The 25,942-nt window shown below is 46.5% G+C and carries 21 protein-coding genes, 1 tRNA gene, 1 other RNA gene and 1 pseudogene; 5 read left to right on the forward strand and 19 right to left on the reverse strand.

Annotated elements, in window-relative coordinates:
• Positions 1-413 precede the first annotated feature (413 nt).
• The 3 genes from FYJ57_RS12025 to FYJ57_RS12035 all read right to left on the reverse strand — a co-directional run bounded on the left by FYJ57_RS12025 (position 414) and on the right by FYJ57_RS12035 (position 3,656).
• Entirely contained in the window at positions 414-1,112 is a 699-nt protein-coding gene (locus FYJ57_RS12025) for a CvpA family protein (RefSeq protein ID WP_106492039.1), read from the reverse strand.
• 14 nt (positions 1,113-1,126) lie between these two features.
• On the reverse strand, positions 1,127-2,299 hold the full coding sequence (locus tag FYJ57_RS12030) for a DUF5711 family protein (RefSeq protein ID WP_154432834.1): 1,173 nt from the start codon (positions 2,297-2,299) through the stop codon (positions 1,127-1,129).
• 91 nt (positions 2,300-2,390) lie between these two features.
• The gene (locus FYJ57_RS12035) at positions 2,391-3,656 is read right to left on the reverse strand and encodes a LysM peptidoglycan-binding domain-containing protein (RefSeq protein WP_205839977.1); all 1,266 of its coding nucleotides are present in this window, start codon (positions 3,654-3,656) and stop codon (positions 2,391-2,393) included.
• 194 nt (positions 3,657-3,850) lie between these two features.
• Between FYJ57_RS12035 and yyaC the strand changes: the two are divergent.
• Positions 3,851-4,363: pseudogene (yyaC, locus tag FYJ57_RS12040) on the forward strand (spore protease YyaC); the annotation flags it as partial.
• Positions 4,364-4,395: 32 nt separating this feature from the next.
• Here the strand turns inward: yyaC and FYJ57_RS16360 are convergent.
• The 3 genes from FYJ57_RS16360 to FYJ57_RS12055 all read right to left on the reverse strand — a co-directional run bounded on the left by FYJ57_RS16360 (position 4,396) and on the right by FYJ57_RS12055 (position 7,050).
• Positions 4,396-5,127, reverse strand: a complete 732-nt coding sequence (locus FYJ57_RS16360; protein WP_235904574.1) for an HD domain-containing protein — start codon at positions 5,125-5,127, stop codon at positions 4,396-4,398.
• A gap of 160 nt (positions 5,128-5,287) precedes the next feature.
• Positions 5,288-6,226: a transketolase family protein gene (locus FYJ57_RS12050; RefSeq protein ID WP_022172024.1), complete on the reverse strand. Its 939-nt coding sequence runs from the start codon at positions 6,224-6,226 to the stop codon at positions 5,288-5,290.
• The gene (locus tag FYJ57_RS12055) at positions 6,214-7,050 is read right to left on the reverse strand and encodes a transketolase (protein WP_154432836.1); all 837 of its coding nucleotides are present in this window, start codon (positions 7,048-7,050) and stop codon (positions 6,214-6,216) included. Before FYJ57_RS12055 ends, FYJ57_RS12050 begins: the two co-directional genes overlap by 13 nt.
• Positions 7,051-7,141: 91 nt before the next feature.
• On the opposite strand from FYJ57_RS12055, the gene FYJ57_RS16580 reads away from it, so the two are divergent.
• The gene (locus FYJ57_RS16580) at positions 7,142-7,222 is read left to right on the forward strand and encodes a DUF6783 domain-containing protein (protein WP_408636476.1); all 81 of its coding nucleotides are present in this window, start codon (positions 7,142-7,144) and stop codon (positions 7,220-7,222) included.
• A 65-nt stretch (positions 7,223-7,287) separates the two neighbouring features.
• Here the strand turns inward: FYJ57_RS16580 and fsa are convergent, their stop codons facing one another.
• The 6 genes from fsa to FYJ57_RS12085 all read right to left on the reverse strand — a co-directional run bounded on the left by fsa (position 7,288) and on the right by FYJ57_RS12085 (position 13,363).
• Positions 7,288-7,941 carry a fructose-6-phosphate aldolase gene (gene fsa / locus FYJ57_RS12060; RefSeq protein WP_022172022.1) on the reverse strand — a complete coding sequence of 218 codons (654 nt, stop codon included), beginning with the start codon at positions 7,939-7,941 and terminating at the stop codon, positions 7,288-7,290.
• A gap of 395 nt (positions 7,942-8,336) precedes the next feature.
• A complete protein-coding gene (locus FYJ57_RS12065) occupies positions 8,337-9,443 on the reverse strand; it encodes a LacI family DNA-binding transcriptional regulator (protein WP_022172021.1) in 1,107 nt (368 codons plus the stop codon).
• A 10-nt stretch (positions 9,444-9,453) separates the two neighbouring features.
• Positions 9,454-10,050, reverse strand: a complete 597-nt coding sequence (gene recR, locus FYJ57_RS12070) for a recombination mediator RecR (RefSeq protein WP_022172020.1) — start codon at positions 10,048-10,050, stop codon at positions 9,454-9,456.
• 1 nt (position 10,051) lies between these two features.
• On the reverse strand, positions 10,052-10,402 hold the full coding sequence (locus FYJ57_RS12075) for a YbaB/EbfC family nucleoid-associated protein (RefSeq protein WP_022172019.1): 351 nt from the start codon (positions 10,400-10,402) through the stop codon (positions 10,052-10,054).
• Between the two features lie 44 nt (positions 10,403-10,446).
• Positions 10,447-12,072: a DNA polymerase III subunit gamma/tau gene (gene dnaX, locus FYJ57_RS12080; protein WP_154432837.1), complete on the reverse strand. Its 1,626-nt coding sequence runs from the start codon at positions 12,070-12,072 to the stop codon at positions 10,447-10,449.
• Between the two features lie 211 nt (positions 12,073-12,283).
• Entirely contained in the window at positions 12,284-13,363 is a 1,080-nt protein-coding gene (locus FYJ57_RS12085) for a 6-phosphofructokinase (protein ID WP_022172017.1), read from the reverse strand.
• A 180-nt stretch (positions 13,364-13,543) separates the two neighbouring features.
• Between FYJ57_RS12085 and ffs the strand changes: the two genes are divergently transcribed.
• Positions 13,544-13,805, forward strand: an RNA gene (gene ffs / locus FYJ57_RS12090) — signal recognition particle sRNA large type.
• 408 nt (positions 13,806-14,213) lie between these two features.
• Here ffs and FYJ57_RS12095 read toward each other — a convergent pair.
• A tRNA-Ser gene (locus FYJ57_RS12095) sits at positions 14,214-14,301 on the reverse strand.
• A gap of 6 nt (positions 14,302-14,307) precedes the next feature.
• Complete coding sequence (tadA, locus tag FYJ57_RS12100) at positions 14,308-14,847, reverse strand: tRNA adenosine(34) deaminase TadA (RefSeq protein WP_022172179.1); 540 nt, start codon at positions 14,845-14,847, stop codon at positions 14,308-14,310.
• Between the two features lie 80 nt (positions 14,848-14,927).
• Here tadA and FYJ57_RS12105 point away from each other — a divergent pair, with 80 nt between their 5' ends.
• The gene (locus FYJ57_RS12105; protein WP_154432838.1) at positions 14,928-15,920 is read left to right on the forward strand and encodes a hypothetical protein; all 993 of its coding nucleotides are present in this window, start codon (positions 14,928-14,930) and stop codon (positions 15,918-15,920) included.
• On the opposite strand, the gene FYJ57_RS12110 is transcribed toward FYJ57_RS12105, so the two are convergent.
• The gene (locus FYJ57_RS12110) at positions 15,835-16,530 is read right to left on the reverse strand and encodes an anaerobic ribonucleoside-triphosphate reductase activating protein (protein WP_106492050.1); all 696 of its coding nucleotides are present in this window, start codon (positions 16,528-16,530) and stop codon (positions 15,835-15,837) included. The two genes, FYJ57_RS12105 and FYJ57_RS12110, sit on opposite strands and share 86 nt — an antisense overlap.
• 8 nt (positions 16,531-16,538) lie before the next feature.
• Positions 16,539-17,687, reverse strand: coding sequence for an alanyl-tRNA editing protein (locus FYJ57_RS12115; RefSeq protein ID WP_154432839.1), 1,149 nt, complete (start codon positions 17,685-17,687; stop codon positions 16,539-16,541).
• A 330-nt stretch (positions 17,688-18,017) separates the two neighbouring features.
• Between FYJ57_RS12115 and FYJ57_RS12120 the strand changes: the two genes are divergently transcribed.
• The gene (locus FYJ57_RS12120; protein WP_154432840.1) at positions 18,018-18,872 is read left to right on the forward strand and encodes an NAD(P)/FAD-dependent oxidoreductase; all 855 of its coding nucleotides are present in this window, start codon (positions 18,018-18,020) and stop codon (positions 18,870-18,872) included.
• Between the two features lie 191 nt (positions 18,873-19,063).
• Here the strand turns inward: FYJ57_RS12120 and pckA are convergent, their stop codons facing one another.
• The 3 genes from pckA to FYJ57_RS12135 all read right to left on the reverse strand — a co-directional run bounded on the left by pckA (position 19,064) and on the right by FYJ57_RS12135 (position 25,743).
• Positions 19,064-20,668: a phosphoenolpyruvate carboxykinase (ATP) gene (gene pckA / locus FYJ57_RS12125; protein ID WP_022172780.1), complete on the reverse strand. Its 1,605-nt coding sequence runs from the start codon at positions 20,666-20,668 to the stop codon at positions 19,064-19,066.
• A 296-nt stretch (positions 20,669-20,964) separates the two neighbouring features.
• Positions 20,965-23,661, reverse strand: a complete 2,697-nt coding sequence (locus FYJ57_RS12130) for a YhgE/Pip domain-containing protein (RefSeq protein ID WP_154432841.1) — start codon at positions 23,659-23,661, stop codon at positions 20,965-20,967.
• A 12-nt stretch (positions 23,662-23,673) separates the two neighbouring features.
• A complete protein-coding gene (locus tag FYJ57_RS12135) occupies positions 23,674-25,743 on the reverse strand; it encodes an efflux RND transporter permease subunit (protein WP_154432842.1) in 2,070 nt (689 codons plus the stop codon).
• Positions 25,744-25,942 lie beyond the last annotated feature (199 nt).

Consider the following 25,942-nt stretch of genomic DNA (forward strand, 5'->3'; position numbering starts at 1 on the left):
TTTTAAAAAGAACTTTCGAGGAATGTGTTTCACTGTTCAGTTATCAAAGATCAGTTTTGCATTGCCGTTTGTCTCAAACAGCTTTGCTATTATATCATGTCGTTTCCTGCCTGTCAAGAACTTTTTTTAACTTTTTTGAAGTTGTTTTGCTTCTCTCTTGCAGCAACTTTGGCATCTTATCACATCCAACCGGCTGTTGTCAAGAACTTTTTTATTTCTTTTTGACAGCTTTGTGATCTCTGTGAGATCTCTCAGACGCAACTCTGATAGGATACCACCGCTGCCTGGATTTGTCAATAAGTTTTTACTATTTTTCTTGTAATTTATTTATTCGTGTTAATCATTACATTTCGGACAGTTTCCTGATGTTTATAAAAAGATAAAAACAGCGTCCGCATAAGCAGACACTGTTTTTATCCAAAGATCTGTAATACGATCTTCATCAACATATTATTATCATAGATCCATGTCAGGATCGGATCCGACCGGATCTGTCCCTGAAGGTAGATTCCTGCCGGAGTGTCACATATAATTGTTATGATCAGGAAAATCACCCATATCCAGATCAGTCCCTGTATACATCCGATACAGATACCTCCGATTCGATTCAGTGTACCGATCACCGGCAATGCCGTCAGAATATCAACCGCATACAGGATCATATACATCAATATTGTGGCAATCGCAAACGAAATCAAAAAACAGATGGCATTAATAATCCCATAAGAAAGATATTTCCCCAGATAATCCGCAAAACTTTCTACCGCCAGCCGCTTATAGATCTCTGTATTATTATTTTCCATCAATTTGTCTTTTACTGTCTGCGGAAGCGGCAGTTCTTCTATATAAGATACCTGTCCTGTGATGCTCTGCAGATCATCTCTGCCTTCCAGCTGCTCCAGCAGTACTTCATTACATTTTTCTTCGATACTGATCTGCCAGGTGGTCTTTTCACGAACAAAATCACTGATATACGGATTCAGCCAGGACGTAACACCAAGAACCATTAAAAAGAATACCATTGATATTGCCATGCGGAGCATCCCTTTTCGGAATCCCTGAACCGCAAAGATCAGTACCAGCGCAAGTAATACAAATGTCAGCCAACTCATGTTTTCTCTCCTGTTTATTGTAATCGAATGGTTTCCGTTCCGCTGTCAAGAATCACCATATAACGGTTTCCCGAGATCCGAAAAATATTTTCTACATTTCCTTCTTTTATCGTTCCCTGATATCGGCAGTTTCCCTGTAATGTATAGATACCCACTTCTTTTTCATTGTATACAAAAATCTGTTCCTTGCTGAGTGCAACATGGTCAAATGCGAAATCTACCGTAAACTTCGCCTTTTGGGCTCCACCGGTCGTATAAAGCACGATTTCATACGACTTCTTTTCTTTTCCGGTCTTATAGGCCATTCCAACATACTGATCATCGTGAAAGACACTCAGGATATCATCGTCCAGTGTAATCCGGTTACTCTCTTCCGGAATCTGTTTTCCACTGTATGTCAGGAAACCATTATCCGAAAATGCCAATGTCTGAGAATCACTCAGATAATTCACCTGTGGAATCAGTGTTCCCACGTAATTATATCCACTGACCTGATTGTCCATCTGATTTTGTCCCGTATTGCCAAAATTGTAAAACGCCATAAAGCTTGCCGGCTGATTATCTTTGACACAAAGATACGAAACTGCCATCAGCTGCCCGTTATCCGAAAGCGAGAGATCCACCGGGTATCCCGGATTGTCTACACTGGTTTTGGCAGTTACCAGTTCCTCTCCCTTCTGGTCATAGACATGGATCCAGGTTATCTCTCCATCTGCCAGAACCACACCTGTGATTCCCTGCGGGTTGATGCACACTTTCTCTACCGGGAGTTTTGTCTGTATATCAGTAACTCTTCCACTGAAATTGTAAACCCCAATATCCGTTCCTTTCTTATCATAAACTACGCAATACTCACCACGCATGGCTACTACCGGATTCTCCATGGTCTGCGGTTCATTCCACACTTCTTCTCCCTGAGCATTCAGAAGTGTCACACCGTCACCGCCGTATTTTAATATATAATCACCAAATTCTGCATATTCCGCTGTCGTTGTCGTGTCTTCCAGCTCTGTTCTCGTGATCACCTTGTAATTTTTAAACTGCCAGTGATCCACCAGAATCTTACCTCCAATGACAAGACCGACAGCCACTACAAGTGCGGCACCCGCAATCGCAAGTTTCTTTTTGCTCCATTGAGATTCGGGTCGATTCAGCTTCCATTCCTTTATCTTCTGCAAAATCTTCATAATTACCCCTTATTTGTTCCTTTTTTTACTGTTTTTTATCATAGCACATTGTCTTCCCTTCGGCAATTTCTATTTCTGCTCAAAGCACCGCTTATGATTCCGGCAACAAAAGTTTTCCGCCTGCATAAATAATATCTTCCGGAGAAATTCCGTTCAACTGACATATTTCATTGATCCGGCTGATCGTCCCATATTGTTTCTGACAGATACTTGTGAGTGTGTCACCTCTCTGAATCGTATATGTGATAGTCTTGATATCAGCTGTTGCCTGCTGTTCTTCCTTTTTTTCTTCCTGCTGCATGGATTCCTGGGTGGACGATATACTGACTTCTTCCGATGTTTCCCCGTTCGCCTGTGGATTCAGACTCTCCTGGGCGGTATCCTGTGTCGGAACCGGTGCCAGACTCTCTTCCGGCTCTTCAGTTGCCATCGGAGAAAGCAGTGGTTCTTCAGCAGCTTTCTGTGCCTCACTGGTCACTGCAACACTCTGTCCTTCTGTCTGTACCACTTCCTCAACATTCTGATACTGTCTCAGATAAGGCAGACCTACCGCAAGCATCGCCGCCGCACAGCACGCCCCGGCCAGCCAACGATTTCGCGCAGAATGTTTTTTCGCTTTTTCACTCTTCTCTGACTCCGTCGTCTCTTTTTTCTTTCCTCTCACCGTCCTCCTGAAATCGATCACTGCACGGTCCGGTACATGTTCTGTCTCCTCGATGGATTTATTCTCACTCATATCGATCATATACGCCTGCATCGGATCATTTTTTTCATAATAAATAAAATGTCCCGGCACACGTACCAGCTGGTTATTCTCATAGACATAAAACGCCTCTTCCATCTCACCCGGCTCCATCAGAAACAACACTTTGTCATTGCCGGCAAAATGATCCAGATGTGTCTTACGGATTTCTTCGGTAATTTCCATATTAAATCCCGGAAACCCGGCAAACCACCCGACAATTTCCTGCTCCGGAAAATATTTTTTACTGTCTTCATACACCTGTCCCCATACTTTATCGTCAAAACGGATATGTTCCGGCGAAAGCTCCAGATCCCGGATCTGCAGGGCGCTCCGGATAAAAATATAATCGCCCTGCCCGGTCCAGTGACAGGAACCAAACAAAATCGCCGCCACCTCGTCTCCGTGAGGATTTCTTGCGATCTTTTTCAAAAAGGTGTAGACATAGTCTTCCATATATATTTTTTTCTTCCCTTTGATTTCTCCGATTTGTCTTACGTTATTTGGCAGCTTCACGTACTCTGCAGTTTCTTTTGTAGTATCGGTTTCTTCTTTATAGATGACTTCGATCATACTCTTCACCCCTTTTAGCCCACAGTATACGCCGTTTTCCATGCGGATTTTGCCGCTTTGTGCAGGAAGATACAGATTTTTTATCGACATTTTCTGCGATTTCTTTTCTGTTTGGAAAACGTACGGGCATATTTTTTCATCGCCACGGGTACAATATAGGTAAATTCCGTAACTGTTCTGTACTCTCCCGGTTACTGCATACCATAGGATCCCCAAAGAAAGGACGCGTGAGCTGAATGCGCAGAGAAGTTTCATATTATATCAGAGAAAAGAAACGCACCGCCAGCACTGAACTGGCTCATGTGCTGAAAAAATGCATCGGACAGATTGACCGGCCCTGGAAAGAAATTATCATTCTTTGCATCGGAAGTGACCGGATCACAGGCGACAGTCTTGGTCCTCTGATCGGTCAGCAGCTTTCCAGACATCGCTGGAAAAATATCCATATTTACGGAACACTGGATACGCCGGTTCATGCGCTGAATCTCGAATCCGTACTTGCAGACATCAAAAAAAGACATCCATCTGCGCTGATTCTCGCAGTGGATGCCTCTCTCGGCTCTCAAAAACATATCGGGTATATCACCGCCGGTATCGGCCCGATTCATCCCGGATCCGGAGTACACAAAAGTCTCCCGGCGGTTGGCGATCTCCATATTACCGGAATTCTTAACGCTTCCGGTTCTTTTGAACATTTTCTCTTACAGACCACACGTCTTTCTTTTGTCGTGCAGATGGCAGATACTATCACCGATGGAATCCTTCATACCTTTTCACCTGTCTATGAACGACGCGGCCTTCTTCCTGACGGATGGTTCCACCGGGAAGAACGACGGGATCTTTGCTGGGCAAAGGAGGAATCTAGGCTGGCTGCCCTCTCCATCGAAACCAGTTCCGGCAGCATCTCCTGAAGCAGGTCTGAGCGCGGCACCTTCTCAAAGATCCGTTTTAAAAACCACGCAAATGGTTTACCCCAGTATTTGTTCTGTAATACTTTTGCATAATGATCCATGATTTCCCGGGAACCACAGTATTTGTCTGTCAGGCAGATCACATACGTTTCCGGGTATCTTGGCGGAATCACGGATACCGGCCACATATGCTTGGTAATTACTTCTTTTTCCACCTTGTTCAGATGAAAATATTTGCAGGCATTTCGATAGGCAGTGATCGGATGGGTGATGGCGTGCAGCCGGTCTCCCGTCTTTTTGCTGTGTTCTCTCCAGTCATACAGAAACAGATCGTGGAGCATCCCGCCTCGCGCCGCTGAGCGGGCATCAAGACCCAGTTTATTGCAGATTTTATAATTATTGTATGCCACATCCAGACAGTGTTCATAACAGTCGGTATCGCAGTGCTGATAATACTTTTTCATTTCCAGAACAGCCGGATGACTGACGATATCACGAATACACTCATAGAATTCCAGATTCTCTTTTGTGCGTTCTCTCCGTTTTCTTCTGATCGTCTCCCGTGAATCTCTTGCCCGGTTTGCTGACATTTTTTCTGGCATTTTTCTGATCTCCTATACTTTTCCGCTGTACAGTTTTTATACAGACATCTTTTTCAACTTTATAAAACAGGGAATGGAGAAACTTTCTCTCCATTCCCTGTTTTATTATACCGTAAGTGTTCTCTTACTGTAAAGCTCTGTACATTTATTTTTTGAATAATTACATATATGCTTTGACCTGCTCGTATACACCCTGACCGTCCAGTTTGTATTTTTCCAGAAGTTTTACTGCAGGACCGGACTCGCCAAATACATCCTGCACACCGATCTTCAGTACCGGAGTCGGAGCTTTCTCACACAGTACGTCGCAGACTGCGCTTCCCAGACCGCCGATTACGGAATGTTCTTCTACAGTAACTACTTTACCGCATTCTTTTGCCGCTGCAACGACCAGTTCCTCATCCAGTGGTTTGATGGTATGAATGTTCACAACTTTTGCCTGAATACCGTCAGCTGCCAGTTTTTCAGCTGCTTCCAGTGCAGAGTTTACGCACAGGCCGGTAGCGATGATCGCCACATCTTTGCCTTCTCTTAAAGTTACACCTTTACCGATCTCGAACTTGTAGTCCGGGCGGTCATTGATCACCGGCACTGCCAGACGACCAAAGCGCAGGTATACCGGTCCCTGATATTCGTATGCTGCTTTTACAGCCGCTCTTGCTTCCACATCATCGGACGGATTGATGACAACCATACCCGGGATCGTGCGCATCAGGGCGATATCTTCGTTACACTGATGTGTGGCACCGTCTTCTCCTACGGAGATACCGGCGTGTGTTGCACCGATCTTTACGTTCAGGTGCGGATATCCTACAGAGTTTCTTACCTGTTCAAAAGCACGGCCTGCCGCAAACATTGCGAAAGAACTTGCAAACGGAACTTTTCCTGCGGTAGAAAGACCTGCTGCGATACCGATCATGTTACACTCAGCGATACCGCAGTCGATGTGGCGTTCCGGAAATACTTTCTTAAACATACCGGTTTTGGTGGCAGCTGCCAGGTCTGCATCCAGAACTACCAGGTTTTCATGCTCTTTTCCCAGTTCTACCAGGGCGTTACCATAACTTTCTCTGGTTGCAATTTTCTTTACTTCTGACATAATGCTTCACCTGCCTTTTCCAGTTCTTCCATTGCTACTGCATACTGCTCGTCGTTCGGAGCGGTTCCATGCCAGCCTACCTGATTTTCCATGAAGGATACGCCTTTTCCTTTTACAGTGTGTGCGATGATTGCTGTCGGCATTCCTTTGGTTGCTTTTGCTTCTTTGAATGCTGCATCAATCTGATCAAAATCATTGCCGTCGATATTGATCACATGGAAGTTAAATGCTTCAAATTTTTTATCAATCGGATATGGAGAACAAACTTCATCAATTGTTCCGTCGATCTGCAGATTGTTGTTATCTACGATCACTACCAGGTTATCCAGTTTGCGGAATCCTGCCATCATGGAAGCTTCCCATACCTGTCCTTCCTGAATCTCACCGTCACCTAACAGCGTGTATACACGATAATCGGCATTGTCCATCTTGCCTGCGATCGCCATACCCACCGCTGCAGAGATTCCCTGTCCCAGAGAACCGCTGGACATATCTACACCCGGGATATGTTTCATATCCGGATGTCCCTGCAGGTAAGATCCAAGATGACGTAAGGTTTCCAGATCTTCTACCGGGAAATATCCCTTCTGTGCAAGTGCGCTGTAAAGACCTGGCGCTGTATGTCCTTTGGACAGTACAAAGCGGTCACGATCTGCTTTTTTCGGATCTTTCGGATCCACGTTCATCTCTTCAAAATACAAGTATGTGAAAATATCTGCTGCTGATAAAGATCCACCCGGATGTCCTGCTTTTGCAGCATGAACTGAGGTTATGATTCCTTTGCGGACTTCATTTGCTACTTTCTGAAGCTCCAGTTTGTTCATTCTGTACTCCTTTCCGTACACTGCTTTGAATTATTGTAACTGTTCATTTTCTTCACAGTTACACATGATTGCTCATTCACCGTCTTAGAGCGTGTCTGAAAATCATTCCTGCAATCTGCACGCCCCACTTTGTGGTATATTTTGCAGAAAGCCTTTTTCAAACACGCTCTAGTATGCCATATTTTCAAAAATATTGCAAGACTCTATACTTTTTATGCTCGTGCTTCTTCCCAGCCCCTACTCGCCGAATACTGCCTTGTAATCATCCTGGAATTTTTTGATTCCGGCATCGGTCAGCGGATGTTTTGTCATCTGTTCGATTACTGCATATGGAACCGTTGCGATATCAGCACCTGCCAGCGCACAATCTGTTACGTGGATCGGATTTCTTACACTTGCTGCGATGATCTGTGTATCCAGACCGGCAACATCGAAGATCTCAGCAATCTCGCGGATCAGATCCACACCTCTTGTGGAAATATCATCCAGTCTTCCCAGGAACGGAGAAACGTAGGTTGCACCGGCTCTTGCAGCCAGCAGTGCCTGGTTTGCAGTAAAAATCAGTGTTACGTTTGTTTTAATGCCTTCTGCGGTCAGCACTTTGCAGGCTTTCAGACCTTCTACTGTCATAGGGATCTTTACAACCATGTTCGGATGGATCGCTGCGATCTCTCTTCCTTCCGCGATCATGCCTTCTGCGTCTACGGTAGTCGCTTTTACTTCACCGCTGATCGGTCCGTCTACAATAGAAGTGATCTCTTTGATGACCTCTTTAAAGTCTCTTCCCTCTTTTGCGATCAGGGAAGGGTTTGTGGTAACGCCACAGATCACGCCCATGTCATTTGCTTTTTTGATGTCTTCTACTTTCGCGGTGTCGATGAAAAATCTCATTGTTTTGTCCTCCTGTTTTTCCTGAAATCTGCCCGGTTATTTTCGGTGTTTTGTAACTGTTCAGTACCTTCACAGTTACGAGCCAAAATGCATAAAAAATCACCTTCGGTGATGGCATTTTGGCTTGTATGTCTCGGGATTTTGACATATTCATGTCAAAACACCTCGCGGGACAGTGGCTACTGAATAGTTACGGTGTTTTTTCTTTTCTGCCCTCAGTATAGCAGATTTGTTTTTGTGGTCAACAGGCTTGCGTATTTATAAATAGTATTTTTTATTAATAATTAGCTGTTATTAATTAATGTATGCTGTGTTTTTCATCGTTTATTTAGGTTTTTCCTTTATTTTCGCTGTTTTCTCATCTATTTTATTATTAATATTTCCGCAGAAACCATTTATTTTTTCTTTTTTTCATGGTTGCTTTCATCCGGCGCATATCCGGTGCTTCCGCGGACGATCAGACGCGGTTCATACTCGATATGGTAAATACTGGTAGGTTCGTCTCCCTTGCGGTAACTCTTCTGAGATTCGATCTTTCGAAGGATGATATCACAGGCATCCCGCCCTTTCTGATCCACGAAATGTTCCACTGTTGTGAGTCCAATGGTATGGAACCTGGAAAACAAAGTGTTGTCACACCCCACCACCGAGATATCTCCCGGGATCCGGTACTGACGCTCAAGAAGGGCATCCATCGCACCAAATGCCATCATATCATTCAGTGCTGCGATCGCTGTAACCGGCTGTCCTTCCCGAAGCAGTTCCACGGTCAGATCATATCCCATCCGGTACTCTGACTCAATATTCGGGATCTCCGTATCTTTGCTGTCTGCCGCAGAGCGCACCAGCACATGGTCTGAAAGTCCCGCTTTTTCAAATTCCATCAGGAAGCCACCCACACGTTTCTGCCGCTGGTGCTGTCTCGCCGTCAGCGGCGGCGCGATAAATGCCACATCCCGATGCCCCAGTTCAAGTAGATGACGCGCCATCAGGATCCCCGGTTTCTGATTGTTCAGAGCCACCGCATCAATTGAAAATTCATCGTCACGGTTGCTGATCACAACCACCGGGATCTCTCCGGACAGTTCTGCCACCTGGCGGCTGAAACTTGGGTTACAGGCATAGATGATTCCCAGCGGCTGCACTTCCCGCATCATCCGCAGATAATTTTCCTCGATCTTCAGATCCCTCTGGGTGTTGCAGACAAACACGCCGTACCCGTATTCTTTTGCCATGGCTTCGATGCCCTGCAGCAGCATGACATAATAAGGGTTTGTCAGTGTCGGGCAGAACACAACCAGAAGTTTTCTGCTCTTTGCCGATCGGCGGATCCGCTGTTTTGGCAGGTGATAATCCAGCTTTTCTGCCGCCTCTGTCACCTGACGGATCGTCTCTTTGGAGAAAGATACGTTATATTTTTTATTTAGTATCATAGAAACAGTGGCCTGGGAAACTCCTGCTTCCCGGGCCACATCCATAGAAGTTGCTTTCTTCTTTGCCATCGTTTTTTCCTTATAATTCTACGCGTCCTTCCAGTGCACGCAGTAGTGTTACTTCATCGATGTACTCCAGATCACCGCCGACCGGAACACCGCTTGCGATACGGCTCACTTTGATACCGGTAGGTTTGATCAGTTTGCTGATATACATGGCTGTCGTCTCCCCTTCCAGACTGGAATTGGTGGCAATGATCACTTCATCCACATCTTTTTGCAGACGCAGCATCAGCTCTTTTAACCGGATATCTCCCGGACCGATCCCCAGCATCGGGGAAATAGCTCCGTGAAGGACATGGTACACGCCCTCGTACTTGCCGGTTTTTTCATAAGCTGCCAGATCTCTTGTATTTTCCACAACCATGATCTGTTTATGGTTTCGCTTCGGATTGGCACAGATCGGACACAGTTCCTGATCAGTCAGAGTAAAGCATTCTTTGCAGTATCTGACATTCGATCTCGCGCTGGTCATCGCACCCGCAAGCTGTTCTACCTGATCCTGGGGCATATTGATGATGTGAAACGCCAGGCGCTGGGCTGATTTTGCGCCGATACCCGGAAGTCTTGACAGCTGTTCGATTAATTTGCTGATATGACTGCTGTAGTATTCCATCTTAGAACGGGAATCCTCCACCCAGACCACCGGTCAGTTTGGACATCACAGCCTGTGTCTCAGCTTCCATCTTGCGAAGTGCTTCGTTGGTAGCTGCCATGATCAGATCCTCTAACATCTCTACGTCATCCGGATCTACAACTTCTTCTGCCAGTTTGACTTTGGTCACTTCTTTTTTACCGCTTACGGTCACTTCTACGGCTCCGCCGCCTGCTGCTGCCGTAAATTCTTTCTCTTCCAGCGCTTTCTGATTCTCTTCCATCTGTTTCTGCATCTTCTGCGCCTGTTTCATCAGATTATTCATATTACCAGGCATACCCATGCCGCCTGGAAAGCCACCACGTTTTGCCACGATTGGTTCCTCCTGTTTTCTCTTAAATCATATTTTTGCATCTTTTACTCGTCTTCCGGTTCTTCTTCTACCACGATATTCATGTGAACCGTCTGTTTTAATATATCATCAACCGAGATTTCTGCCAAGTCCTGATGCATATTTGTTTTCTTTAAAAGCATCTCCACTTCCACGGTTTTTCCCGTCATCTGTAAAATCAGATCTTCCAGCAGCTGTTTTTTATCCGGATCATCTACACAGGTCTGCGCCAGGTCGTTGGAGAATTCCACATATAATTTATTCTCCCCGGTATTTCCATTATATTTCGGCACAGCGGTTGTTAAAAATGTCTTGAACATCCCCTGTGTCTGCATCACGATATTTTTCCAGTTTTCCTTGATCCGCTGCAGATCCTCCGGCGCTGCTTTTTCCGGTTTCTTCTCCGGTGCAGATGGTGCTGCCTGGGTTGGCTGTACCGGAATACCGCTGTTCATTCCCGCATAACCCGGCAAAGACTGAACTGCCGCTATCGGAATTCCCTTTTCCATCTGCTCTTCCAGCACCCGGAGCCGGTCCAGTACGGAATCCAGGTTTGTTTCCATTGCAGGTTTACATAATTTAATCAATCCCACTTCCACCAGCACACGTTTCTGTGTGGCATTTCGCAGGTTGTTGGAAAGTTCAGATAACACGCGGATATAGCGCATCAGCGTATCGGTATCGATCAGCTGACTTTCTTCCTGCAGCGCTTTCAGATTTTCCGAAGATACATCCAGAACTTCTTCCGCATCTTCCGATGTCTTGACCAGCAGGAGATTTCGCAGATACCAGGTAAAATCATTGACAAACTGTCCCAGTTCTTTTCCATTGACCAGAAGATCTTCCAGGATATGGATGCAGCTGGTGACATCCTGCTCCAGCACTTTGCGAAGCAGTTTGCTGAACACTTCCGTATCTACGGTTCCCAGCACTTCCAGCACCTTGTCAAAGGTCAGTTCCTGTCCCAGATAGAAGGCGATGCACTGATCCAGAAGACTCAGTGCGTCTCGCATGGAACCGTCTCCTGCTTTCGCCACATAGCGAAGTGCTTTCTCTTCCACCGGAATCTGTTCTTTCTCCATCAGTTCCCGCAGCCGTCCGGCGATCGTATCAATGGAAATACGGTGAAAATCATACCTCTGACATCTGGACTGGATCGTCACCGGAATCTTGTGGGATTCGGTGGTTGCCAGAATAAAGATCACATAGGACGGTGGTTCTTCCAGAGTTTTTAACAGTGCGTTAAATGCACCTGCTGACAGCATATGCACCTCATCAATGATATACACCTTGTATTTTCCCTGTGTGGGACGGTAGGTAACCTCCTCCCGGATCTCACGGATGTTGTCGACACCGTTGTTGGATGCCGCATCGATCTCGATCACATTCATGGATGTTCCCGCCTGTATCGCCCTACAGGTCGGGCACTCGTTACATGGACTGCCGTCCACCGGTTGCTCACAGTTGACCGCTTTTGCAAGGATCTTTGCCACGGTCGTTTTACCGGTTCCACGGGTTCCACAGAACAAAAATGCGTGACCGATACGGTCCGCACGAATCTGATTTTTTAAAGTTGTTACGATATGATCCTGTCCTTTGACATCCTCGAAGGTGTCAGGACGGAACTTACGATATAGAGCGGTATAGCTCATATTTCTCTGCCTCTCCTCAATCTGTCATAAATTGTAACTGTTCAGTAGCCACTGTCTCTCGAGGTGTTTTTATATGAATATGACAAACTCCCGAGACACACAAGCCAAAATGCAACAAAGAGATAGGGCTGTCACAAAGACCAGCCCTTCTCCCTCTGTTACATTACTTTTTATAACTGTTCCATAATTTCACAGCTGTACTTTTTCTGTATCAGTCACCGAAACTGATACCGATTCTTTTGGCATCTTTGATCTCCTGTGCATCCGGTGTTACCACCTTCAGTTTTCCTGCACACTCTTCCAACGGAACTTTTTTTGTCTTTCCGTTGATCAGACCTACCATGTAACCATACTCATCGTTCAGGATCAGTTTTGCTGCTGCAGATCCAAGTCTGGTAGACAGTACACGGTCGTACGGACACGGGCTTCCACCTCTCTGGGTATGTCCCGGAACCGTTACGCGGATCTCCATACCGGTACGGTCTTCGATCTCTTTTGCCACTTTATAGGAAACAGATGGGTAAAGTTTTCTGTCTTCTTCCATTTTCTTTTTCAGTTCTTTTTTACCAAGTTGTGCATCTTCTTTGGAAATCGCACCTTCTGCTACCGCCAGAATCGTAAATCCGCTTCCGTTTCTCTTTCTTCTCTCGATGGCTCCCACTACTTTATCAATATCATATGGAATCTCCGGAATCAGGATAACGTCTGCGCCGCTGGCGATTCCTGCGTACAGGGTCAGCCAGCCTACTTTATGTCCCATAACTTCCACGATAAATACACGATTGTGGGAGGATGCGGTTGTATGGATGCAATCGATGGCTTCTGTTGCAATATTCACTGCGCTGTAGAAACCGAAGGTCATGTCTGTACCCCAGATATCATTATCGATGGTTTTCGGCAGATGAATAATGTTCAGACCTTCTTCTCTTAACAGGTTTGCAGTCTTCTGAGTTCCGTTACCGCCAAGAATCACCAGACAATCCAGATTCAGTTTATGATAGTTCTGTTTCATCGCTTCTACTTTGTCCAGTCCGTTATCATCCGGTGTACGCATCAGTTTGAATGGCTGACGGGATGTACCGAGGATCGTACCGCCACGGGTCAGAATACCGGAAAAATCTTTTGCTGTCAGCATTCGATAATCTCCGTAGATCAGACCCTTGTATCCGTTCATGAATCCATAGACCTCCAGATCATCAATATTGTGGGAAAGTCCTTTTACTACGCCTCGCATGGTCGCGTTCAGAGCCTGGCAGTCGCCGCCGCTTGTCAGTAAACCTATTCTCTTCATACCTTTTTTCCGTCCTTCTTTTCAGATTTTTGCACCCGGTCTTTCACTGCCCCGGTTACAAATTTTTTTCACAATCATCTGGTTATTATTATAGCCCATTTTTGCCACTCTCACAAGTAAATATCATGTAAATATCAGGATTCAGATTGACAAATAAAAAGAAACACGATATACTGAATCCTGCGCAGCCGGGGAGTTAGCGGTGCCCTGTACCTGCAATCCGCTACAGCAGGGGTGATACCAAACTGAGGGCTTTTCTTTGCAGAGCTGCCTTCTGTAAGTGGCGTTGACGTCTGGGTCTTACGCAACAGGAATCTGTGAACCGTGTCAGGTCAGGAATGGAGCAGCACTAAGCAGAACCTTCTGTGTGCCGTAAGGGTGCCTGGGCCGAGTTAACTGCAGAAGTAACGTCTGTGGAGGAAGTTCGAAGGGCGGTGCGCTTTTAAAATTGGGAAAAATAGCCTGAAGGGGGACGCCCGGAGGGAGATAGAGATACATAAGGGAAGGGACAGCAGTGCGCAGAGCGATTTTAAGCTATGTGCTAACTCCGACTATGATTCACGAGTGCCAGCTGGCACTCGCGAATCATAGTCGGAGTTAGCACAGGATCTTAAAACTCGCTCTAACCGCGCACAAAATGCTGTCCCTTCCCTTATGTATCTCCCTCCGGGCTGGGTGTTGGCTATTTTTGTAAGGGGTGGGTGTCTGACGGGAGGTTTCCAAGACACTTGTATTTGTCGTTAAAATCAGTCCATCGGACCAATTATTGATATGCAATGCAACGTAAAAAGGCTGCGAAGTATATTTTTTTCAAAATAAACTTCGCAGCCTTCTTCTGTTGCATTGGTTACGGAGATGGAGAGATTTGAACTCTCGCGCCGGTTGCCCGACCTGCCGCATTTCGAGTGCGGACCCTTCAGCCACTTGGGTACATCTCCATGGCGTTACGAATCAGCAGATTCGCTATTCATTATACTTCCTTGTTTTTCTTCCGTCAATACCCGTTTTTGCCGCTTCTTGATTTCACGCAGTTCTTTGAAGAATCCACTGAGCATCTGGGAGCACTCTTCCTGTAAAACGCCACGGGTAACTTCTACCTGATGATTGAACTGTTCCATCTCCAGAAGGTTCAGGATCGATCCGGCGCATCCCGCTTTCGGGTTCATGCTTCCGATCACCACCCGGCTAACTCTCGCCTGGACAATAGCTCCGGCGCACATCTGACACGGTTCCAGAGTGATATACATCGTACACCCTTCCAGCCGCCAGTCGCCCAGCTTTTTACTCGCTTTTCGGATCGCATTCAGTTCCGCATGGGAGATCGTATTTTTATCTGTATTTCTCCGGTTGTATCCTCTTGCAATAATCTTTCCTTCATAAACGATCACACACCCGATCGGCACTTCCATCAGTGCACCTGCTTTTCGTGCCTGCCGGATCGCCTCCCGCATAAACCGTTCATCTATTTTCTTCTCATCCATCATTCTTCCGCTTTCCTGTCATCATATCTTGTTTCTTCTTTGCATATGCTACCATAGAATACTCCAAAAAGGAAGTGTCCATTTTGTCTGCATACAAACGTTTTGTTTCTTATCTTTACGAATACGATAACCGGAAAAAGGGAAAAAACCGCGGATTTGTCCGTGTCGAGGTCCGAAATCACCAGTGCTGTCTGGAACTTCATATGACTCTTCCCGCCTGCCCGTTTATCCCTATCTTCCGCGCCTACGCATTTGTCGCCCGTCCCGGCACACTGCACGGTCTGTTTCTCGGCAATCCTTCCTGGAAACAGGGCAATGTATACGGTCAGTTCCGGATTGCAGACACCAGTATCTGCAACACCAGCTGGAATCTTGATGATATCGATGGTCTCATCGTTGTCTGCGAAACCGGACAACGTTACGCCACCTGCTGGAGTGACTGTAAGATTTCACCGGAAGATCTCCTTTTGCCGGAATCCGCGCCGATTCTTCGGGCAGCCTCGCTGGAACAGCCGGAATCCCCAGAGACAAACACTGTCAGCACACACCCTGATCCAGAGCCCGCATCGGACTCCTTCCGTTCTTCCGACACCTCGCCTGCCCGTACACAGACTTCCTCATTTTCCTGGAAACGGCTGACCGAAAGTTATCCACATGTTACACCGTTTTTCGATGAAGAAATCCACAACTGCCTGCAATTATCCCCGAAAGATCTTTCTCTTCTTGGCTCTTTCGGAGTTTCCTGTGGCAACAACCAGTTTTTTCTCTATGGCAGCCACGCCTTCCAGCATTTTCTTCTCGGAAAGATGGAACACGAGGACACCATCTGCTACATTCTGGCTGTCCCCGGCATCTATGAGGAGCGGGAACGGCTGCTCGCCAATCTGTTCGGTTTCCCCTACTTTAAGTCCGCCCGGGCAAAAGCTGCACAGCCCGGACATTTCGGCTACTGGTACCGGACGATCCACACCGAACCGCAAAATCCCGATCCTATATCCCCCGAATCTCAACCTGTGGAATCGTTTTCCGAAGAATCTGCTGAAAATTCTCCAGCTGCTCGCGCGAGTAAGACGTGAATACCGGACGGATCACCTGCTCCGACTCTTTATAGTTCTGCAGAAAATACCGCCGGCTCCCGGAAAGCCACTGCCCTATGGCTTCGATATCTTCCCGTTTGTGAAGCTCCTTCACGACTGTGGTGCGGAATTCATAGTCCACCACACCCGATTTCAGATATTCCACCATACGGGTGATGCTTTCCAGATCCGGATGGCGGATCCCGGCGGTCTCTGCATATTTTTCCTGACTGTTTTTGATATCCATCGCTACATAATCCACCAGCCCCGCGTCAACCAGTTCCCTCACCAGTGCCGGGCGGGTTCCGTTCGTATCCAATTTGACCGGATACCCCAGTTCTTTGATCTGTGCCAGCAGTCCGGTCAGTCCCGGATCCAGCGTCGGTTCCCCTCCGGTCACACAGACACCGTCCAGGATTCCTTTTCTCTTTCTGAGCACTTTCAGAACTTCCTCCGTCTCGATCAGCGGCTCACTCTCCGGTGCCAGCACCAGACCGGCATTGTGACAGAACGGACACCGGAAATTACAGGAACCGAGAAAAATGGTGGCTGCCAGCCGTCCCGGGTAATCCAGCAACGTCAGTTTGTTAAATCCGTGTATCTTCGCCATACGCTACCTTACGAAGCAAAAAATGTTTCGATTTCCTTTCTGGATGCCTGTACGGAACCCTGTACGAAAAACGGTTTTCCGCCACCCCGTCCCTGTAATTTCCGGTTCATCTCTTTTACAAATTCACGAAGATCTCCGTCTTTTTCTCCGATGATATAACGATAGCCGTTTTCATCGTTGCCGTTGAACACCGCGCAGCGACCGCCACAGCTTTCCATCACATCAGAAGCCAGCTTTCTTACGCTGTCCGGTGACATATCTTCCTCAAACAACAGCTGATCGCCGCATCCTGCTGTCTGCGCTGCGATCGTCTCGATTTTTTTCAGTTCCATTCCTACCATACGGAATTTTAACTGCTGATATTCTTTCTGTAATTTTTCCACTGTATCTGCAGTGTCATTCCATTTTGCGGACAGCAGCTGGGAGATCCTGCGGTTCTGTTCTTTTAACTGATCGGTATATTCCAGTGCCCGTCTGCCGCAGAGCATCTCGATACGCATACCACCTTTAAATTTCTGTGCGGATACCAGAGTGATCTGTCCGATCTCACCGGAAAAGTCTACATGAACACCACAGCAGGCACAGATATCCATCCCCGGCCAGGTTACGATCCGCACATCACCGGTCAGTTCTTTCTTACTTCTGTAAGGCAGCGTTTTCAGTTCTTCCTCCGACGGATGAGTGATCTCAATCGGATGATTCTCCCATACATACTGATTTGCCTTCGCCTCGATCTCTTTCAGCACCTCTTCCGGCACTTCGCCGTCCACATCCAGCGTGATCGTCTCGCTTCCCATGTGAAATCCTACGTTGTTATAACCGTATTTTTCATGGATCAGTCCGCTGATCAGATGTTCGCCGGAGTGTTGCTGCATCAGGTCAAATCTGCGCTCCCAGTCGATCCTGCAGGTCACTTCTGTCCCCTCCTGGATCGCTTCCCGCGTCCGATGCCAGATTTCTCCGTCCTTTTCCTGTACATCCATAACTTCCACCCGGTTCATGGTTCCGATGTCACATGGCTGTCCGCCCCCTTCCGGATAAAATACGGTCTGATCCAGAAGGATCTCATATCCTTTCTTCACCTCTCTGCACGCAAGCACTTTTGCCTGGCAGGTGGTCTGGTGAGAATCTTTATAAAATAAACGTTCTGTTCTCATATGTATGTCCTCTTTCTGTCTCTGTTCTGACATGATAACTGCTGAGTATCTTTACAGTTACGCTGCACTTTCTCTCTGCACCATCATAGTACGAAATCGGGAAAGTTGCAAGATTACTGTTCGTTTCACGATGCACAGAATTCTTGCTGATTGCACAAATTCGCGCGGTATGTCTCAGGTTTTCTGTGATCTTCGCTCACAATAATACCCCACGGGATATGATCAGTGAGAAGTAACTGCATTTCTATGTGACCATGTCACAGATGATTTCTTTGCTTTTTCCTCTGTTTTTGACTATACTTACACTAAACATACAAGGAGGCGATCTTTATGCAGGATGTAGTTATCATCGGCAGTGGACCGGCTGGGCTGTCCGCCGCTCTTTATATGCTCCGGGGTGGATTTTCCACTACTGTCATCGGAAAAGACAACGGGGCTCTGGAAAAAGCAGAAAAAATCGAAAATTATTTTGGACTGGAGCGTCCCCTCTCCGGCCATGAACTGATTGAAAATGGAAGAACACAGGTACAGCGTCTTGGCGGTACTCTTTTACAGGATGAGGTTGTGGGGATCAGCTGGAACGGAAACTATCTGATTTCTACCATCTCCACACAGATCGAAGCCCGCGCCATTATTCTCACCACCGGTACTTCCAGAAAAACAGTGAAAATTAAGAATCTCGCGCAGCTCGAAGGACATGGTGTCAGCTACTGTGCTGTCTGTGATGCTTTTCTCTACCGCGGTGAGTCTGTCGCCGTCCTTGGAAATGGCGAGTACGCCCTTCATGAAGTCCGGGAACTTCTCCCGATCGTCGACTCCGTCACGCTTCTGACCAACGGGCTGGAACCTTCCGTTGACTTCCCACCGGAAGTTACGATCATTCAGACACCGGTTCTGGAACTGGTCGGCACAGATGCACTGGAGGCTGTCTGTCTGGAAGACGGCACGCAGATTCACCCGGCATGCCTTTTCATGGCACTCGGCACTGCGAAGGGAAGCGATCTTGCACGGAAGCTTGGTATCCGGCTCGAAGATGAACGGATCATTGTCAATGAACAGATGGATACCGGACTCCCGGGCGTTTTTGCTGCAGGCGACTGTATCGGCGGGATCCTGCAGGTTTCCGTGGCAGTCGGTGAAGGAGCGAAGGCCGCGCTTTCCTGTATCAAATATCTGCGGTCTTAAATTCTTATGTAACCATAACGAGATAAAATAAGCGACAGGATATCCATATTAAAAACCCGGTATCCTGCCGCTTATTTTCTGGCAAACCACTATATTATTCTCAGCTTTTCCGAATATGCAAAAACTGCCGCATCCGAATCACTTCGGATAGCGGCAGTTCTTTTATCGTTTGAACACTTTATATTTTTTAATTATTTCTGAGGACCAGCTGCTACCAGAGCTTTACCAGCTTCATTTCCTTCGTATTTAGCGAAGTTCTTGATGAATCTGTCAGCCAGGTCTTTCGCTTTCTCTTCCCACTGAGCTGCATCTGCGTAAGTATCGCGAGGATCCAGGATTCCGCTGTCTACGCCCGGCAGTTCTGTCGGAACTTCAAAGTTGAAGTACGGAATAGTCTTTGTAGGAGCTGTTTTGATATCTCCGCTCAGGATAGCATCGATGATACCACGGGTATCTTTGATGGAGATACGTTTTCCGGTACCATTCCAACCTGTGTTAACCAGGTATGCTTTTGCACCGCTCTTTTCCATTTTCTTAACCAGCTCTTCTGCATATTTTGTAGGATGCAGTTCCAGGAATGCCTGGCCGAAGCAAGCGGAGAAAGTAGGAGTAGGTTCTGTAATTCCACGTTCTGTACCAGCCAGTTTAGCTGTGAAACCAGACAGGAAGTAATACTGTGTCTGAGCTTCTGTCAGGATAGATACCGGAGGCAGTACGCCGAATGCATCTGCGGACAGGAAGATTACGTTCTTAGCTGCCGGAGCTGCGGAAATCGGGCGAACGATTTTTTCAATATGATCGATCGGGTAAGATACACGGGTGTTCTCTGTTACGCTCTTATCAGCGAAGTCGATTTTTCCGTTCTCATCCAGAGTAACGTTCTCTAACAGTGCGTTACGTTTGATTGCGTTGTAGATGTCCGGTTCAGATTCAGCATCCAGGTTGATAACTTTTGCGTAGCATCCACCTTCGAAGTTGAATACGCCGTTGTCATCCCAGCCGTGCTCGTCATCACCGATCAGCAGACGTTTCGGGTCTGTAGACAGTGTAGTTTTACCTGTTCCGGACAGACCGAAGAAGATTGCTGTGTTTTCGCCGTTCATGTCTGTGTTTGCGGAGCAGTGCATGGAAGCGATGCCTTTCAGTGGCAGATAGTAGTTCATCATAGAGAACATACCTTTTTTCATTTCTCCGCCGTACCATGTATTTACGATAACCTGCTCACGGCTTGTGATGTTGAACATAACAGCTGTTTCAGAGTTCAGACCCAGCTCTTTGTAGTTTTCAACTTTTGCTTTGGAAGCGTTGTATACGATGAAATCCGGTTCGAAGTCTTTCAGTTCTTCTTCTGTAGGTTTGATGAACATGTTAGTTACGAAATGTGCCTGCCATGCTACTTCTACGATGAAACGGATAGCCATACGGGTGTCTTTGTTTGCACCACAGAATGCATCTACTACGAACAGTCTCTTGTTGGACAGTTCTTTCAGGGCCAGCTCTTTTACAGAGTTCCATGCTTCCTGTGTTGCAGGGTGGTTATCGTTCTTATATTCGTCAGAAGTCCACCAAACAGTATCTTTGGAGTTTTCGTCCATTACGATGAACTTGTCTTTAGGAGAACGTCCGGTGTAAACACCAGTCATAACGTTAACTGCTCCCAGTTCACTTTCCTGTCCTTTTTCAAAACCTTCCAGTGTAGATTTTGTTTCTTCTTCAAATAACATTTCATAAGAAGGATTATAAACAACCTCTGTAGTTCCGGTAATGCCATACTTACTTAAATTAATTTCTGCCATTTTACATTAACCTCTTTCTTTCATAATATGATAACCACCTGCGGATGCAGGTTTATGGTATCCCTCAAAGACAGCCGCCCATAGCAACTCTCTTTATCCCTAATTATACATATTTGCGACACAAAATCAATAAAAATTCTTTTAAATTTTTGAAAAGACTAGCTAAAAACTAGGATTTCCGGTTTTCTTTGATTTATCCCACGAATCTCAGTTTCTCTATGATAATATCAGAACCGGAATCTCTTCCGGTCCTGACTTTATCTTTTGCAGATATTTTCCTCAACTTTTTGAAGCAATTACTTGATTGCAGCCGTCTCGATAATGAATTTTACGCTGCCATCTGTATCTTTCTCCCAGCCATCGAATACGGTGTAGTCTTTGTCAGCTTCTGTCACTGCATCCAGACGATCCATCAGTGCCGTCAGATCGTCTCCTGCCAGATCTGCAATCTTCTGGATTCCTTCTTCGTCAAATTCTTCCATACCGTCTGCCAGTTCTGTGGAGCCGTCTGCCAGTTTCGTAGTTCCGTCTTTCAGCTGAACGCCGCCATCTGCCAGTTTTTTGGTTCCAGACTTCAACTGTGTGGCACCGTCTGCCAGTTTCTGGATACCTGCACTTAACGTATTTCCACCGGACTGCAAAGCTTTGCCACCGACGATCAGGGCACTGCTTCCTGCTACCAGTTTGGCTGTTCCGTCTTTCAGGGTACTGTTGTTTGCGATCAGGGTGTCAGATCCTTTTTTCAGGGTTTCGGTTCCTTGAGTCAAGGATGCGGAGCCCTGTGCCAGCTGTGTGACACCGTCACTGAGGGCGGATGCACCGGATGCCAGGGTTGTCAGTCCGCTGTTCAGAGATTGGGTTCCGGCTGTCAGAGCTGCTGCTCCATTATTCATTGTATCATTTTCATCGACCAGCCCACTGCTTCCTTTATGCAATGTGTCCACAGCATCTGAAAGTTCACCTGCCATTGTCGCAAATCCATTAAGTTTTCCTACTGCAGTCCCAAATTCTCCAGCACCGGATGTCAACTTACTACTTCCGTCCGAAAGGGTATTGGCACCGTCCTCCAGCTTTTCAATATTTCCCTGTGCTGCTGCCAGTTCGCTTTCTGCACCGGTAAGACCAGCATCTACTGCTTCCAGCGTTTCCTTTGCTGTTGCAAGGTTTTTCTGTGTTTCTGCATTCACAGTCACTTTTACTTTACTGGTGTCAATTTCTGCAGCTGCGCTCTGTTCAATCGCATCATCAACATTGATATCCATATCTCCGCCAAGTTCTGCCAGAACCTGATTCTGTACTTCTTCCGATACATTTGCTGCTGCCAGTATAGCTTTTACATTAGATACTTTTTCACTCAATTTACTGTTTGCCTGCGAAGTTGCTGCTTGATTAGCTGCGGTTTTTGCAGAGTCTTTCACACTTTTAACTACTTCATCACTGGCTTCTTTCGCATCAATAGTTACATTCTTCTGCATATCAGCAGCTTCACTCTGTGCTGTTTCAACTGCTTTTTTTGCTGTTGTTACAGTATCTTTTATCGTTTTTACTTTACTTCCTATTATTCCGGCATTTTCGCTGACCTGATCGGCACCGTCTTTTACCAGTGTTGCTCCGTCCGTGATTGTTCCACATGCTGCAGCCACATCACCTGCCCTGGTCGGTAAGGACGCTGCCATTCCGAGTGCTCCCTGCACTGATTCTTCCAGTTGTTCCAGTCCGGCATCCAGATCATTTACATATTTTGTATACACAGCCAGTCCGGACTGGAGACTCGATGCGCCAGCTTCCAGCTGTTTTCCGCCTTTAGCCAGATCTGAAACACCTGAAAGCAAAGCTGCTTTCTTTTCATTCAGCTGACTGATTCCCGCATTCAGCTGTTTTGCTCCCGTATTTACCTGATCGATACCGGCATTTAACTGTGCTGCACCATCGGTATAAGATTTCACTCCACTTTGTAAACTTCCTGCACCGCTTCCCAGACTTTCCATACCTGCTACCAGTTTATCGATACCGGAGATCAGAGTTCCTTTGCTGTTGTTCATGGTATCAATACCATCTTTTAACTGTCCCGCGCCATCATCGGCACTGTTCAGACCATCCACAAGGGTATCTGCGGAACTGTCCAGTTCCTGGATGCCTTCCTGCAGTGCACGGCTTCCTTCTACCAGTGCGGTGGAAGATTCGGTCAGTTTATCAAGGCTGTCCTGCAAGTCATCCAGATCATCGATGTCATCCAGGCCCAGTTCATTCAGTGTACCGGTAGTTGCCACGGTAGCGGTCAGCGCCAGGGAGAAATCTTCCACATCTGCAGTGATTTCCACATAATCCGGGCTTTCTTTGTCCTTGAAGGAATCCAGATCACCCAGTTTCAGGCTGTCATACAGTCCCGGAAAACCGATTCCCAGGACGATGTTATTATTTCCATCGGAGATCACTTTACCGTTGGTTACTTCTACATTCGTAAAAGTATCAGTCGGAAGGATCATTCCGGTTGCCATCATAAAAGGTGTGTAAATTGTCTCTTTCTTTCCGTTGATCTTCGCATTCTGGGAAGAATTGTTGGTATAATCGATACGGATCTTTACTTTTCCGCTCTTTCCTGCCAGATCTGCAGCACTGATTTCCCTGCCGTCCAGAAAGTATGTCATTTTTACCGATACCGGAAGTTCTTTGCTGGTTTCTCCCTGATAATAGATGTCATTGCCGTCTGCGGCCCATACCAGTTTGCCATTGCTTCCCTGGGTATAGCTTTCCTCACCCTTTACATTGGTGATATCGTTCAGTTCGCTGTTGTCCTCGAGCGTGCTTTCTTTGTCTGTATTCTTCAGCCAGTTACTGACGATCACTTTTTCTACATTTCCATTCTGGTCGGCATTGACATAGACGGTCTGTTCTTTTTCCGGAGTCGCTGCGGCAACAGTCGTTACCGGAACGGTTACTGCCAGCATTGCTGTCATACCTGTCATCATTGCCTGTACATATTTTCTCTTCATAACGATCCCCTCCTAATGTTTCCGTCTGAAATTCAGACTGGTTTTACAAATAAATCCATCAAACAGCCAGAACATAGCCGGCAGGAATAATAATACTGCACACATACTGATCAGCGCGCCTCTTGCCATCAGCAGACACAGCGAGCTGATCATATCAATCTGAGAATACATACCAACACCGAAGGTAGCGGCGAAGAAGCTGAACGCCGATACCATAACCGGTCGAATGCTGGTTTTGTGAGCGATCTGAATCGCATCTTTCTTGCTTTTACCTTCTCCGCGCTCTTTCTCGTAACGGCTGGTGATCAGGATCGCGTAATCTACGGTCGCACCCAGCTGGATCGTTCCGATAACGATGGAAGCGATGAACGGAAGTTTTGTTCCCGTCAGGAACGGGATACCCATGTTAATAAAGATCGCACCCTCGATGACCATAACCAGGATCACCGGAAGGGAGATCGATTTAAACACGAAGAAAATGATAAAGAACACTGCCAGGATCGATACCGCACTGACCACTGCAAAGTCGTGGTCGGTGATCTCGATCAGATCTTTCGTGCACGGTGCTTCACCTACCAACATACCGGTCGGATCGTACTGTTTCAGGATCGTGTTGATCTCACTCAGCTGACTGTTGACCTCATCGGATGCTACCGCATATTCGTTCATGATCAGCATCAGTTCGTAGTTATCACTCTCCAGGATTTCTTTCACATCCTCCGGGATCATACTCTCCGGAAATGCCGGTCCGATGATACTTTCCAGACCAAGTACCTGTTTTACACCGTCTACCTTTTCGATATCGGCAATCATGTTGTATTTCTGTTTGGCATCCAGCTCCTTATCCAGCAGGATCATATGTGCCGCACCCATGTCGTATTCTTCCGACAGTTTTGTATTTGCCTGAACACTTGGGAGAGTATCCGGAAGGCTGGCATCCAGGTTGTAGTACACACTTGCATGTGCCTGGAAATAAGCAAACGGGATAAACAATACCACAAATAAGATTGCGAAGATCACATGGTGTTTTACCACAAAATCAGAAATCTTCGGACAATCCGGGATCAGCTGACGATGTTTTGTTTTCTCCAGTGCATTGTCGAAAATCATGATCATGGACGGAAGTACGGTAACACAGCAGATCACACCAAATACAACGCCTTTGGTCATAACGATACCAAGGTCAAGACCCAGGGTAAAACTCATGAAACACAGGGCGATAAATCCGGCAATCGTTGTAATCGAGCTTCCGACTACGGATTTGATCGTTGCCGCAATAGCCTTTGCCATTGCCTCTTTGTGATCCTCTTCGCCTTTTTCTCTCTGTTCCTGATAGCTGTGCCACAGGAAGATCGAGTAGTCCATCGTAACACCCAGCTGAAGGACTGCACTCAGTGCTTTTGTAATGTAGGAGATCTGGCCCATGAAAATATTAGTTCCCATGTTATACAGGATCGCCATGCCGATGCTTAACAGGAAAAATACCGGGATCAGATACGATTCCATGGTCAGTGCCAGAACGATACAGGAGAGAACGACTGCGATCAGGACGTAGATTGCAACCTCGGATTCTGCCAGGTTCTTGGTGTCGGTGACGATGGCTGACATACCGCTTAAGAAGCACTGTTTGCCTGCCAGTGCACGGATGTTTTCGATGGCATCCATAGTCTCATCGGCAGAGGTCGTCGTATCGAAAATAATAAACATCAGCGTGGAATCGTCTGCATTAAAGGCCTCTCTGATGTCCTCCGGCAACATCTCCATCGGAATGCTGATATCCGCAAAACTGTCATACCAGACAACCTTGCTGACATGTTCCACATCTTCAATCTGTTCTTTTAACTTTGCCACATCTTTGTTTTCCATGCCCTCGCAGATAAACATCGAATAGGCTCCCGTTCCAAACTCATCCACCAGGATATCCTGACCCTGCATCGTCTCGATGGAATCCGGCAGATAATAAAGTACATCATAATTGACTCTTGTGTTGATATATCCAAAGACGGATGGAATCAGCAACAACAATCCGATGATAAATATCGGAATTCGAAACCTGACGATCTTCCTTCCCAGCTTCTCCATATTATATTCCTCCCTTAACTTCTCTTATCATATTTCCGCCGGTCGTTTTACTGACCTTTGGTCATTTATTGTTATACCTTAAAAATGACTCTTAGTCAATATTTATTCCGCAAAAAGTTGACTAAAAGTCATTTTGTATTTTATGCAACTTTCCGAAAATATAAAAATGACCAATTTTCATTTGACTTTTTTGTGGATA

This window comes from Oliverpabstia intestinalis (genome assembly GCF_009696065.1).
Classification (GTDB): Bacteria; Bacillota; Clostridia; order Lachnospirales; family Lachnospiraceae; genus Oliverpabstia; species Oliverpabstia intestinalis.